Here is a 13,577-nt window from a genome sequence, read left to right as displayed (position 1 = left end):
TCTATTTGTGCTTTAATAATGTATCGAGCGGCTACTGACCGCGATCTATACTTATTCACTTTTCTGCAGGAGGGGGAGTCATGGCAGGAATGATACAAAGAGTTTTATTATTCATTATTTTGTCTTTGAGTTGCGGTTTGGTGCTGGAAGCACAAGCAGGCAAAGCGGTAAAAAAGCGATCAATAACTCGGGATGCAGATGGCAGGCGATCCCGTAAAAAGCGATTCATAAGTAAGCGATCAAAGCTCAAGGGCAAAAAATTACTCGCCGACCCAATGGCGGCAAAAACCCGCGTCTGGCGCAAAGTGCAAAAGCGAGCCCAAGATACCGTGGTACAAATTTTTGTTCATACCGCTCAATTTAACTGGCTTGAGCCCTACAAATCTCCGCAGCAGGGCAAGGCCTACGGCACCGGTTTTTTTATTGATGACCTTGGATACATGGTTACCAACTATCATGTGATTGATGAAGCCTCAACCATTAAAATTCAGATTCCAAGTCTTGGCAAAGAGCGCTTTGATGTCCAGGTTGTGGGTGTCAATCCTGAGCGAGACTTAGCGCTGCTCAAGCTGACGCCTGATGCTTATAATCTTGTACGTAATCGGTTACAGGCAATTCCATTTCTTGAGCTTGGTGATTCGGACCAGGTGGTCAGAACACAGGAAATTATGGCGCTTGGTTACCCGCTGGGGCAGCAGAAGCTCAAAAGTACGCAGGGCATTGTGAGTGGGCGCGAACATTTGGATGGCGATTCTTACATTCAAATTACTGCAGCAATTAATCCGGGCAACTCAGGTGGTCCTTCGCTTGATAGTCGTGGTAAGGTGATTGGTATCAATACGGCAGGCATGGACCGTGCTCAGAGTGTTGGGTACATTATTCCCATTAACGATGTAAAAAGTGTGATTAACGATTTGCAGCATGCAAAGTTTTTGCGTAAGCCCATGCTTGGTTGTGAATTTAATTACGGATCAAAAGATATGATCACCTTTTTGAACAACCCAGAACCGGGCGGTTTGTATATTTCACGTGTTTATAAAAATAGTCTGCTCGACTTGGCTTGCGTGCGGGCAGGTGACATGCTCTATGCAATTAATGGTCACACGTTTGATTTGTATGGCGAAACAAATGTACCCTGGAGCGAAGATAAAGTTCCCGTTTCTGCACTGCTCAACCGTTGCTCGATAGGACAAGATATGGAAATTGAGTTATACCGTAACGGGGAAAAAATAGTTAAAAATTTTGCTTTTAATTTTGTTAACCCGGTGCCGATTAAGAAATATTATCCTGCGTACGAAGAAGTTAAGCATGAAATCATTGGGGGCATGGTGGTTATGGAGCTTGCACTCAACCATCTGGTGCAGATTCCCTTTGAGCGGTTATTGAAGTACAAAGAGCGGCAAAATCAAGAAAAATCACGCCTGATTATTACCCATATTTTTCCAAACTCTCAAGCAAAAATTGCGCGTGTTGCAACAGTTGGAGATATTATTACGCGTGTAAATGGTAATAAGGTCAAAACGCTTGATGACTTTGCACGAGAAGTAGAACAGAGTAATAATTTTGTTACCATAAAAACTGAGGACAAGCAGTTCATGGCTCTGAATGTGCATAAAATGCTTGCTCAAGAAGAAGAACTGACGAAGAAATTTTTTTATAAAAAGACTGATCTTTTTTATCGTATGAGTCAGCAGGTTGGTACAAATAATCGTGATGAGTAAAAAATCTCATCAGGTGCTTGCAATAGAAAAATCCTTCTTGGTAGACTTCTGGCTATGTGATACATCGGTAACCTTATCCAAGGAGAGAGTATGAAAAAGATTTTATTTGCAATGATGTTTGCAGGAATAGTATCAGCACCGTTGGTGGCAGCAACACGTCCAGCTCACGTAGCAGCAAAAGCTGCATCAAGCAAAGCTGCTCCAAAAAAACCAGCTGTGCCGGTTAAAGTATACAAAAGCAATCGTAAGCTTGCTCAAGAAAGACGAGCACAATAAATTGCTGATGGTTATTTAAGAAATTTTTCTTGAATAAAAAATGCGCCCACAAAAAGCGGGCGCATTTTTTTATTGAATTATCAAATTACTCGCTCAAGAGTTTGAGCAAGATATCATTAATCATGGTTGGATTAGCTTTGCCTTGTGTAGCCTTCATGACTTGGCCAACAAAGAATCCAAAAAGCTTAGTTTTGCCTGCTTTGTAATCGGTAACCGATTGCTGATTGTTTGCCATAATTTGTCGTACAACCGCCTCAATCTCATCACTTGAGCCGATTTGCTTGAGATTATTATCCTCAATAAATTGCTCAGGTGAGGTTCCATTTTGAGCAAGTTCTAAAAAGACTTCTTGTGCCGTGGTGCTATTAATCACATTGGCTGCAAGTGCTGTTACTAGTTGTGCAAAATATTCCGGTGTAATATGCGACTCTGTAAGGTCAAGCTTATGCTCCTTCAGGTAGCTCAGCACATCGCGCAACAAAACGTTACAGGTAATTTTTGGCTGCTTGCTCAGTGCAACTGTCTGTTCAAAAAAGTTGGCACGCTCTTGCTCTTCAGTCAAAATTGTTGCTTCGTAGGCGCTCAAGCCATATTCCTTCATGAACCGTGCATGCTTTTGCTGTGCAAGTTCGGGGAGTGTTGCTCTTATGCGTTCAATCCAGGCATCATCAATTTCAAGAACTGGTAAATCCGGTTCGGTGAAATAACGATAGTCTTGAGACTCCTCTTTTGAGCGCATAAAAATGCTCTGCTGTTTTTTGCTGTCCCACAAGCGTGTTTCTTGCTTAACGCGCTGGCCCGCTTCAATCATGGTAACTTGTCGTTCAATTTCATACTCAATTGCTTGGCCAATAAATTTGAACGAGTTGATATTTTTCAGCTCAACTCTGGTGCCATACTCCGTATCTCCTTTGCGGTTCATAGAAATATTGACGTCGGCACGAAAAGAGCCTTCATCCATATTTGCGTCACTAATGCCAAGATACTGAGCAATACTGTGAAGCTGTGTCAGATACGCACGCGCTTCTTCTGGGCTGTTCATGTCGGGGTGGCTGACGATTTCCAGTAACGGTGTGCCGGCGCGGTTGAGGTTAACCAAGCTGTGGCCTTTGTTGCTGTGCAAATTTTTTCCCGCATCTTCTTCTATGTGAATACGAATAAGGCGAACTTGCTTTTGTGTGCCGTCAGCACAATCAATCGTAATGTGTCCATCCAAGCAAATTGGTCGATCGGATTGTGTTACTTGATAGTTTTTTGGCAGGTCAGGGTACATGTAATGTTTGCGTGCAAAGTCGCTGCTTCTATTAATAGTGCAGTTGGTTGCAAGCCCTGCCATAATTGCGTAATCAACAACCTTGCGGTTGAGTGTTGGCAAAACGCCGGGATGTCCACAGCAAATTTGGCAGATGTTGGTATTAGGCTGATCACCAAATTTGTTGGGGCAGCTACAGAATATTTTTGATTCAGTTTTGAGCTGTAAATGAACTTCAATACCGATTGTTGCTTGGAAGTTTGGGTAGCGTTCAAGCATCGTTTTGCGGGGGGTTTCCATGCCGTTTCCTTGCGCTAAAATAAAGGTTAGCCCTTATCTTGAACTGGACTGATGCTAAATTGTACATCGTCGTAAGACTCGTTGCTTTCAAGAATTAACTTGCAAGAGAGTTGCTTTTCAAGTTGTAAAATTGATTGATATTCATTGTGGATGAGGTAGTCAAATACCTTATGCGATACTGCAAGAACCACTTGTCCTCTCAGGCTTTTGCGTACAGCTTCTTCTTTGAACTGATGCAAGATATAAAAGCTGATGCTTGAAATTGATTTTACATAACCGCAGCCAGCACAGTTTGGGCAGACATTGGTCAGCTGTTGCTGCAATGTTTTACCAGACCGTTTACGAGTCATTTGTATCAAGCCAAATTCAGAAACTTTGAGTGCAACCGATTGAAATTTATCTTTTTCTTTCAGCATTTTTTCAAGAACACGCGACAGTTTTTGCCGATTGCTCGATGAGGCCATGTCAATAAAATCGATAACAATCAGTCCACCAATGTTGCGCAAGCGAAGTTGTGTAACAACCTCTTCGGCAGCTTCAAGATTGGTCTTTAAGATAGTCTCTTCCATATTGCTGTTGCCGGTAAATTTGCCGGTGTTCACGTCGATGACGGTCATCGCCTCGGTGCTTTCAATAATGAGTGATCCGCCAGACTTGAGTGGTACCTTGTTTTGTAACGCCTTTTCAATTTGTTTATCAATTTCAAAGCGTTCAAAAAGAGAAGGTGGGCCGGCGTAGAAGCGAATTTTTTCGGCATATTCCGGCGTGTAGTACTTGATGAACTTATGCATAGCTTTTTGTTCTTCAAGATCATCGGTGATAATCACCTCAACTTCATCGTCTAGGTGGTCTCGCAATACGCGTAGACACAGAGGAATGTCTTCATGAATCTTATCGCCCGGTTCAGCTTTTTTAAACTTCTTTAAAATAGAAGTCCAGCTATTCACCAGAAATGCGATATCTTTTTGAATATCTTGAGCAAGGCGACCGTCTGCAGTTGTTCTGACAATAGCACCCATTCCTTGAGGAAGGCTTTCTTGTAAAACTTCACGCAGGCGCGTGCGCTCTTCTTTGTTTTCAATCTTTTTTGAGATACCAATTTGTGTAATGTTGGGCATCAAGACAACAAACTTACCAGGAAGCGTAAAGCAGGTCGTAAGCTTTGCCCCTTTTTCATAAATTGGTTCTTTAATGACTTGCACTAAAACATCCTGACCTTCGGTAAAAACTTTACCGATATCAAGTGAACTTTTGAGTTCTTGTTCACTAATCTCTTGTTGATCATCTGGTTGCATTGACTCAAGCATTCGTTGCATCGAAAGATCGCGATCCACTTCGGTAATGTGCAGAAATCCTGCTTTAGGCTGTTTGATGTCGACAAAAGCTGTTTGGATTCCAGGAAGAACTTTGGAAACCCGGCCTTTGAAGTAACAGCGCTCAAGATCTGCTTTGGTGTGTGTATCAAAGTAGATATCTTGCAATTTATCATTTGATAAAATTGCAATGCGCGTTTGCCAAATGTCTTTGTTGACAATTATTTTTTTCACGTCTGAATGCCTCGCTTGTTGCTTTCGCTTGTAAGAGAGTAGATTTTTAAAAATTTTTCAGTATCATCCATAATGTACCCGCAATCAAGTATACCCTATATAAAAAAATGTGAGTAGGAAAATTGCCTAATTTATGGTAACGTATCCCCGGATTTGATGAATTCTGGTTGACAAACAATGTTACTACAAAATAAAAAATTATTACAAGGAGAAGATCTTATGAAGAAGCTCGGTTTACTCTGTGTCGTTCTGGCTCTATTTTTGTCCGGTTGCGGTAAGAAAAAATCCGCTCATGAGAAAACATCTCATAAAACAAGCGGTAAATTATTGCGAGCTGGCAACGATGTTCCTGTAATGGAGACAGAAAATTTCTTTGATGATCAAAAAGTAGCCGATTTTGCCTTTGTTGATGATGAATCAATGATTGAAAACGGTGGTTCAGTGGTTACTGATGGCTTTGATATTGCAGAACTGGACCGCGTTAAAGGTGAAGCTGCACTAACAACCGCAGCACTTGAAGACCTTGTTGAGTCAGTCAATGAGCTTGAACGTGGCATGAATGACGATGATTCTCTTGAGTTTCAAGACCTTGATAACGTTATTTTCAAGACTGTTCACTTTGATTTAAACAGAAATGAAATTCGACCAGATCAAGCACCAATTGTAAAAGAAGATATCAAACTTGCACAGCAAGCTGTTCTTGAAGGTAAAGATGTTGTTGTTCAAGGTCACAGCTGTCAGCTCGGACCCGATTCCTACAACTTAGCACTTTCTCAGCGACGTGCTGAAGCAATCAAAAAAGAAATGACTGCTCATGGTGTTGACTCAAAGCACATCAAGACTGTTGGTTGCGGCAACGAAATGCCAATTGTTTGGTCAGATGCTCGTGATAAAAAAGCTTTGATTAATGAACTCGCGCCAAATCGACGCGCTGAAATTTTGATCAACTAAAAAATCTATCACGCAAGCGATAGCAAAAAAGGCCTTGGAAAAATTCCAAGGCCTTTTTTGTGTCTTGATGTTTTCATAGAGCGTCAAACTAAATTTCTTATCTTCTCAAAACATTGATTCAGCGTCAGCTTCTTTTATACGTTAAAAAGACATGTGATGAAAGTGATGCTTTTAAACGAAAAGGGGAGGCGTTGTGAAGAACAGATTATTGATGCTTGGAGTGGCGATTGTGTTGGCATATTTTAACGTGTTGAGCTGCAAAATAGGTCCAGACTTTCTTGTTATTGGTGTTACAAAATGTGGCACGACATCGCTCTATAATTGGATGGTTCAGCATCCTAAAATCCATTCGCGAGCAAAAAAAGAGATTCATTTTTTTGATGGAAATTATAACAAGGGATTTGGTTGGTATAATCGACACTTCTCTAAAAAACAGCCAGGACAGTTATCAGGAGAAGCAACCCCAGGTTATTTTTGGAAAAAGGCATGTTTGCCAAAAGTTGCCAAATATTGCCAAGGTACAAAGCTTATACTCATTTGCAGAAACCCGGTCAAACGAGTGATTTCTGAATATTTTAGGCTTAAAAGAAGAGGTGAGGAAAAGCTGCCCTTTGATCAAGCAATTGCCCGTGCTTATAATTTTGGGCGTTATCTTGGTGCTGGCTGTTATAGTGAACATCTTGCTCGTTGGTTATCGTTTTTTCCTCGAAAAGATATTCATATTATGTTTCTTGAAGAACTTGCTGTTGCTCCTGAGCGAGAACTCAATAAAGTTTTTGGTTTTCTAGGCCTCAAGAACTATCGTATTAATTCTTATGAACCACGGAATAAGGCGACGTATGATGCAAGCCAAATTAGGCCTGAAACAATTCGTTATCTTGAAAAATTTTATGAGCCATTTAATCAGAAATTTGCCAAGATGCTTGGAAGAAAGCTTCCTTGGTAGGGGGATAATGGCCTGAGTTTTGCCCCCTTCGGTGCTTAAAACCACTTACTTCGATAGGGGTTGTCATCCTCGAGAGCTCATAGAGCGAGTCGGGGATCCTTTATGTTTTTCTTTTTTACTGCCATTCACAAACTGTTGTGTGAGAAAAGTCCCTTTGTTATCATGCTGATATTGACACAATTATTGAGAGCTTTTTTAGTGGAAGACCAGAATGCTCAGAAAAAAAATTGGTGAAATATTAATAGACCTCAATGTCTTAACACCGCAACAATTGCAAGAATCGCTTGATGAGCAAAAAGGATCAGGCAAACTGCTTGGGCAGATTTTGCTTGCTCATAAAATTATCAGTAAAGAAGATTTAGCACGTGCGCTTGCGCAGCAAGTGACCCTTATTTTTATTGAACGCATTACTGAACAGATGGCCGACCCTGCATTACTTGGTAAGGTGCCGCTCAAATTTTTACGTCAACATGTTGTCATTCCGATTGTTTACGAAGGCTATAATACCATTGTAACATCCAATCCTCGCGATCTTCAGCCGCTTGATGATTTAGCGCTTTTGATGGGTGGAGTGGTTAACTATGCGGTTTCTACCGATGTCATTATCAACGATGCTATCAACAAATATTACCCTCTTGAGACCAGCAAAGAGATGATGGATGAGCTCAAGGAAGGCGAAGACAAAGAGCTTGAGCTTGGCGCTGAGCCGCTTGAAGAAAAAGATATCATGGAAATGGCTAACGATGCTCCGATTGTTAAGCTGGTTAACCATGTTATTTTTCAAGCAGCCAAAGAGGGAGCATCTGATATTCATATTGAGCCTTTTGAAAAAGAGTTGCGCATTCGCTATCGTATTGACGGTAATATGTATCAGCGTGTAATACCGCCTAAGCGGTATCAAAGCGCTATTGTGTCGCGTATCAAAATTATGTCTCATTTAAATATTGCTGAAAAGCGTATACCTCAAGATGGAAGAATTCAGCTTAAGGTTGCTGACAAGCCATTTGATATTCGTGTTTCCATTTTGCCCTCAAATTTTGGTGAGCGCGTGGTAATGCGTTTGCTTGATAAAACTAAAGGTATTGTCGACCTTGAAAAACTTAACATGAGTGAGCGTGATTTTCAGTTGCTTTCGCGGACTGTTCATCGACCAAATGGTATTGTTCTTGTGAGTGGTCCAACCGGTTCTGGTAAAACGACGACGCTTTATTCAATTCTCAACAAGCTCAATGAGCCAGATGTTAACATTATTACCGTTGAAGATCCTGTTGAGTACACGATGAGTGGTATTAGTCAGGTGCAAGTGCATGAAAAAGTTGGGTTAACTTTTGCAACTGCCTTGCGATCAATTTTACGACAAGATCCTGATGTGGTACTCATCGGTGAAATTCGAGATAAAGAAACAGCTCAAATTGCAACACAAGCATCGCTGACCGGTCACTTGGTCTTAAGCACCATTCATACCAATAGTGCTCCAGCAACGATTACTCGACTGCTTGATATGGGCATTGAACCTTTCTTGATTGCATCAACACTGGTGTGCGTTATTTCGCAGCGTTTAGTTCGTCGCCTGTGTTCCAAATGTAAGGCGCCGTATGAGCCAACCAAAGAGATGTTGGGTCGTATTGGGTTAACACCTGTCACCGCACAAGGGGTTACTTTTTATCAGCCCGTTGGTTGTGAGGAATGTTTAAAGACAGGGTACAGAGGACGACTTCCAGTCTTTGAAATTATGGAAGTGAACGATAAAGTTGGCCGGTTGATTGTACAGCGCGTTGACGCTTCCGTCATAGCGCAAGAGGCTTTGGCTGATGGCATGACATCACTTGGTGCTGACGGTGTGCGGAATATTAAAGCGGGACTTACCAGTATTGAAGAAGTGTTATCGGTTGCGTATGTCGAAGAGCCTTTAGAGGCGTAAAAGTCCGAAAGGGAATCGTGAATCAAGAACCTATGATTGTTAAGTTTTCTGGGGACATGGTTCCTTTTTCAGAGCAAAAATTCCGTCAATCGCTTCGTCGTTCTGGCGCTCCAAATGACATTGTTGATACCGTTGTACAGGAGATGCGTCGTCAACTTCGTGATGGCATGACCACTCAAGAGTTGCATCGAAGAACGCGCTCTATGCTTCAAAAGCTTTCAAGAAATGAGCTTGCAGGTCGTTACGATTTAAAGCAAGCAATCATGCGCCTAGGGCCTACGGGCTTTCCTTTTGAAAAATATGTTGCGCAAATTTTTAAAGCGCGTGGTTATTCAGTTACTGTTGATGCACAAGTTAAGGGGCACTGCATTGTTCATGAAGTTGATGTTTTAGGAATTAATCAGACCGAGCGGATTTTGGTAGAGTGCAAGTTTCATCAAGAAGGTGGCAGGTGCTCAATTCAAACAGCCTTGTATGTAAAAGCTCGTTATGACGACATTCAAGAAGCTTGCGAAAAAGATTCTTCGTGTGGACCACGATACAATGGTTGTTGGCTTGTTACTAATACAAAATTTACGAGCATGTCGATTGACTATGGGCAATGCCGTGGTCTTAACTTGCTTTCGTGGGGATATCCATTTGGGCAAGGGTTAGAAACGCTGATTGATCAAATAGGCTTGCATCCTATTACCTGCCTCCCGTCTTTGACGTTCACGTTTACACAAAAACTCATCGAAGCAGGCATTATTTTGTGTAAAGATATTGCAGGCAATGAAGATGTATTACGCAAGCTTGGTTTCGGAAATGCTCGTATCGATGCGGTAATGCGTGAAAGTCGCCTTATTTGTCAGTGTAAATCAGCTGGTTAGCATAAAGTAAGGAGGCAGCCTATGGCGTTCCGCTTTCATACATCCTTAAGAACCAGGTGTATTTCGTCATTCACATGGCTTCAGATGTGTAGCATAACATTAATCAGTTTGAGTTGTTTGGTGTTGATTTGGTTTTTCTGTTTTAAAAATCCAATCGACCAGCAAGTGCTTAACCAGTTGCGCGAGCTTAAGTTGCTTCAAGAAAAAATAGCGATTCTTCAGGCCGAAAAAAATGCTTTTAGCGGAGCCGTTAGTAAAGAGTTGCTTGCCAAACAAGAGCTCTCCATGTTGATTAAAGATTTACCCCCAATTCGAGTGCAATTGGACAGCCTGATGAATTTATTACAACAAAATAGTTTGACGTGTCGTGTCATGACTCCCTCACTCCAAGAAGATACGCAGATAGAGAACTTTGTCGGTTATCTGATACAGACAACGGCTTATGGATCGTTTCAGGCGATATATCAATTTCTTGATGACCTTGCGGCAAATCGACAATTTGTTCCGATCTGGATATCAGTTCAAAAAAAGAGGCAACATCGTTTGGAGTTGCAGTTTTATTGCAAGGTACTTGCGCAGTCAGAGGAGCGACAATGAAAAATTGGTTCAAAATAATCACGCTATTTTTGGTAACGAGTTGCGTAATTGTTGTTCAGGCTGATCGCTCAGATCCGTTTTCTTTACCATTGCGGTATGCAAAAAAATCTTTAGCACATCCTCAACTTAAAGGCATTGTACGCCAAGGTCAGCGGTGTGCTGCATTGCTTGCGCGCGGGCAAAAAACGAAAATTGTTTTTGCAGGAGATACTTTTGGTTCGTATACCGTAAAAAAAATTGATCAACAGCATGTTTGTCTTACGCGAGGAGCTGATCAAATTACTCTGATTCTTGAAAAAAAAGAAAATTAAATGCTTGTTAAAAGGGGTGGTCATGAAAATTTTAAGCAGTGTGCTGGTGTGTTTTACGGCAAGTTGCGCAATGCTTGCTGGACAGCCAACCTTATCCGACATAACTCTCTTGCCACCTACGGGTCTTAACTTGCTTGAGCACGAGCGGATCAATAAAGAGCGTCAATCACTCCAAAAAATACGAAACGTTATGACCAAAGTTTTTGACAAAAAAAGTAAAAAATCAAAAAAAAAGCGCACCAGGAAATCAAATAAAAAATCGAATAAAAAATTATTAGAGCAAGCTTCTCTTCAGGGCAAAGAATCTATTGTTCCTCATTTGCATAAGTTGCTTGAGCGATCGTTTGCATCGCCTGAGCTTGCGACAAAAAAAATCTCTGTGCATTTAAAAAAAATTGATATTCGCAAAGGGCTTGAATTGGTTGCAAAAATGGCCGGGATTACTTGCGTTGTTGATGGCGATGTTCAAGGGCACATTTCAGATATTAAGCTTGATGATATAGCTGTTGGCAGCGCATTACAACTTTTGCTCAGCAGCAATAATCCACCACTTGCACTGCTTAAGCACCATGAGGTTTGGCGCGTTGTCACGCTATCCGTTGCAGCAACTATGTTACGGGATCAGCTGGGCGTTCTTGAAGAGCAGCAATATGGACAGCAGGTTGTTACTATTTTTCATGCGAAGTGGGATGATGCGTTTAAAAAACGGGTTGAACATTTATGGCAAGGAGTAGTTGGGAGCAAGACGTCAAAAGATGGTGCGTATGTCATGTTTGATGACGCGAGCAAAAAGATTTTTTTTCGGGCGAAGCGTCAAGAGGTAGATGATTTTGCAGAATATCTCAAAGAAATTGATCAGCCCATTGCACAGGTCAAAATTGAAGGTCGTGTGATTATTGCAAACAAAGACTTCGATGAAAATTTTGGGATTCAGTGGTCTGGTATTTACGATCGTCGCTCAAGCGTAAAACATTTTGATTTTTTTGGTCTTGGATCTGCTGCGACTATGGCGGAGAATGCTGCAACAGGAGGTCTTTTCAAGGAGCTGATTGGTTGGTCGCTCAACTTTTTGCCAACCGGCATGGTAACCAGTGGTGGCCTCAATCTACCGATTGTTTTTGGCGGTCCAGATTTGAGCACCAAGCGGTTGAATTTGTTGCTTAACGCAGCTGAAACAAGAAATGAAATTAAGACTATTCTTAAGCCATCGCTGTTGGTGAACAGCCAAGAGTGTGCTGAAATTTTGGTGGGAGAACAGTTGCCCCAAGAGACCCGTGTGGATGAAACAATTGAAGGCAAGTTGACCAACGTTACAACAACACAATACAAAGATATTGGTATGAAAATTAAAGTTCAACCAGTAGTGAGCCCCGATAATAATGGGGTATTTCTTGATGTCTATGTTGAAAATTCAGCGGTTGTTCAGCAGGCGCTTGCGGGAGGGCAGACCGTGAATAATGGCGGGTTATTTACCTATACCATTGAGACATCGCGTTCAAAAAATCGTGTACTTTTGCGGAGTGGTCAAACCACATTGATTAGCGGGTTGATTGTCAAAAGTGAACAACGCATGAAAACCGGAATTCCATATTTGCAAGATGTTCCCGTGCTTGGATGGCTTTTTAAAGGTTCACGCAAGCATTTAGTAGATAAGCAAATTCTTATTTTTATTACACCAACGGTGGCTTAATCTAAGTTTGGGGACCATGTAAATTGTATTACATTTTCATTGTTCCATGGATCGTATGATTCAATTGATATCTTAATGTCTTCTATCTGATTAAGCATTTCTAGGGATATTTCAGGTGTTAAGAGTATTCGAGGAAATATTTCTTGTTTGATATGATCAATTAAATTAATTGCGCGTTGTCTGAGATAGTTGAGACTTTTCACTTTTTTATCAATAGTGTCTACGCTGTCTGCTATTTGGTTTGAAATTTCTTGAAACATAAATTCTATCTCGATAACCCATTCAGACAAATCATTTTCATGATAACAATACATAAGCTTTGCGTAGGCGATTGCTATAGATTCCCATTCATCAAGAGGCATAATGGCGAAGGGCGAGCGAGCGTGATCGTTGTAGATGATAATTGGGGCATTGGGTTTTGTATCACGTGATGTAGGTGCTTTGAATAAAATTACGTCATTATACTTATCGTATTGTGCATTTGGAATATTACTTCCTCCTGCAAGAAGGGCCATTGAAATATCAGGTGCGCATCCATGCGGAGGATGTGCCATAAATACGAGGTCAGCGCGAAGTTTCTCGTGAAATCGACAGATGTATTGGTGGTTTAAATGATCACGATGAACGAAAATATCTTGATTGAGAAATTCATTTCTAAAAGCTACAAAGGCCCCATCACATTCTTTTTCTTCTTGTAAAGGAAGTGACAGTGCTTTATCTTTTTCATAAAAGCCGGCAGTTATTTCTGGTTCAGCAATAACAATAGTTGTTATTGGAAATCCAATTTTTAAAAGAATACGTAAAAGAATATACTCATATTTAAGGTTGCCTGAAAAATAGCTGGCAAAAATATTGCACTCAGTTGGACTTCTTTTAAGATAAGTAACAATTTCTTGAATGCAGGCTAAAAATTTTTCTTGGTTAATAATTTTTGCTTGATCATCTATTCCCCAAGTATTTTGTACAAAATTTGATGTGATAATTTCTCTAAAAAGAGATTCTATTGTTTTTGATGTTGCAAGATCTGTTTGAGAGGTTGCAGGTGCGTAGCTCATTGAAGACTCGGGCACGCTGCTTGTTGAATCCATTCCATTGAGCGGTAATCCTGCTTGAATGATAAATAACACGCCAAGACTTATGAATAGTGATTTAAGCACTGATAACCCCTGCACTCTTAATGTATAAAAAATTTTTTT

12 protein-coding genes are annotated in these 13,577 nt (G+C 41.0%); 9 read left to right on the top strand and 3 right to left on the bottom strand.

Translation table 11 applies throughout. The features are described from left to right. Nucleotides 1-80: 80 nt before the first annotated feature. Together JST56_04415 and JST56_04410 are read left to right on the top strand one after the other, a co-directional pair. Complete coding sequence (locus JST56_04415; protein MBS1988210.1) at nt 81-1,721, top strand: trypsin-like peptidase domain-containing protein; 1,641 nt, start codon at nt 81-83, stop codon at nt 1,719-1,721. Between the two features lie 90 nt (nt 1,722-1,811). Further along, nucleotides 1,812-1,997, top strand: a complete 186-nt coding sequence (locus JST56_04410) for a hypothetical protein (protein ID MBS1988209.1) — start codon at nt 1,812-1,814, stop codon at nt 1,995-1,997. Between the two features lie 85 nt (nt 1,998-2,082). Here JST56_04410 and gatB read toward each other — a convergent pair whose 3' ends face one another. Both gatB and JST56_04400 read right to left on the bottom strand, forming a co-directional pair. Beyond that, a complete protein-coding gene (gene gatB / locus JST56_04405) occupies nt 2,083-3,528 on the bottom strand; it encodes an Asp-tRNA(Asn)/Glu-tRNA(Gln) amidotransferase subunit GatB (GenBank protein MBS1988208.1) in 1,446 nt (481 codons plus the stop codon). A 47-nt stretch (nt 3,529-3,575) separates the two neighbouring features. Further along, nucleotides 3,576-5,096 (bottom strand): Rne/Rng family ribonuclease, encoded by a 1,521-nt coding sequence (locus JST56_04400; GenBank protein MBS1988207.1) that lies wholly within the window; start codon nt 5,094-5,096, stop codon nt 3,576-3,578. Nucleotides 5,097-5,315: 219 nt separating this feature from the next. On the opposite strand from JST56_04400, the gene JST56_04395 reads away from it, so the two are divergent. The 7 genes from JST56_04395 (at nt 5,316) to JST56_04365 (ending at nt 12,381) form a co-directional block, all read left to right on the top strand. Next, nucleotides 5,316-6,047: an OmpA family protein gene (locus tag JST56_04395; protein MBS1988206.1), complete on the top strand. Its 732-nt coding sequence runs from the start codon at nt 5,316-5,318 to the stop codon at nt 6,045-6,047. Between the two features lie 193 nt (nt 6,048-6,240). Then, nucleotides 6,241-6,993, top strand: a complete 753-nt coding sequence (locus JST56_04390) for a sulfotransferase domain-containing protein (protein ID MBS1988205.1) — start codon at nt 6,241-6,243, stop codon at nt 6,991-6,993. Between the two features lie 211 nt (nt 6,994-7,204). Beyond that, nucleotides 7,205-8,914 carry a type II secretion system ATPase GspE gene (gene gspE, locus JST56_04385; protein ID MBS1988204.1) on the top strand — a complete coding sequence of 570 codons (1,710 nt, stop codon included), beginning with the start codon at nt 7,205-7,207 and terminating at the stop codon, nt 8,912-8,914. Nucleotides 8,915-8,931: 17 nt separating this feature from the next. Next, entirely contained in the window at nt 8,932-9,783 is an 852-nt protein-coding gene (locus JST56_04380; GenBank protein ID MBS1988203.1) for an ATPase, read from the top strand. Between the two features lie 21 nt (nt 9,784-9,804). After that, complete coding sequence (locus tag JST56_04375; protein MBS1988202.1) at nt 9,805-10,380, top strand: hypothetical protein; 576 nt, start codon at nt 9,805-9,807, stop codon at nt 10,378-10,380. Further along, nucleotides 10,377-10,691, top strand: a complete 315-nt coding sequence (locus JST56_04370) for a hypothetical protein (GenBank protein MBS1988201.1) — start codon at nt 10,377-10,379, stop codon at nt 10,689-10,691. The genes JST56_04375 and JST56_04370 overlap by 4 nt, the downstream gene beginning before the upstream one ends. Before the next feature lie 22 nt (nt 10,692-10,713). Beyond that, nucleotides 10,714-12,381 carry a hypothetical protein gene (locus tag JST56_04365; protein MBS1988200.1) on the top strand — a complete coding sequence of 556 codons (1,668 nt, stop codon included), beginning with the start codon at nt 10,714-10,716 and terminating at the stop codon, nt 12,379-12,381. On the opposite strand, the gene JST56_04360 is transcribed toward JST56_04365, so the two are convergent. Next, nucleotides 12,378-13,538: a hypothetical protein gene (locus JST56_04360; GenBank protein MBS1988199.1), complete on the bottom strand. Its 1,161-nt coding sequence runs from the start codon at nt 13,536-13,538 to the stop codon at nt 12,378-12,380. The two genes, JST56_04365 and JST56_04360, sit on opposite strands and share 4 nt — an antisense overlap. Between the last annotated feature and the right edge of the window lie 39 nt (nt 13,539-13,577).

The organism is Candidatus Dependentiae bacterium (genome assembly GCA_018266175.1).
Classification (GTDB): domain Bacteria; phylum Babelota; class Babeliae; order Babelales; family RVW-14; genus JAFEAY01.
This window is presented reverse-complemented; position numbering and strand designations above follow the sequence as displayed.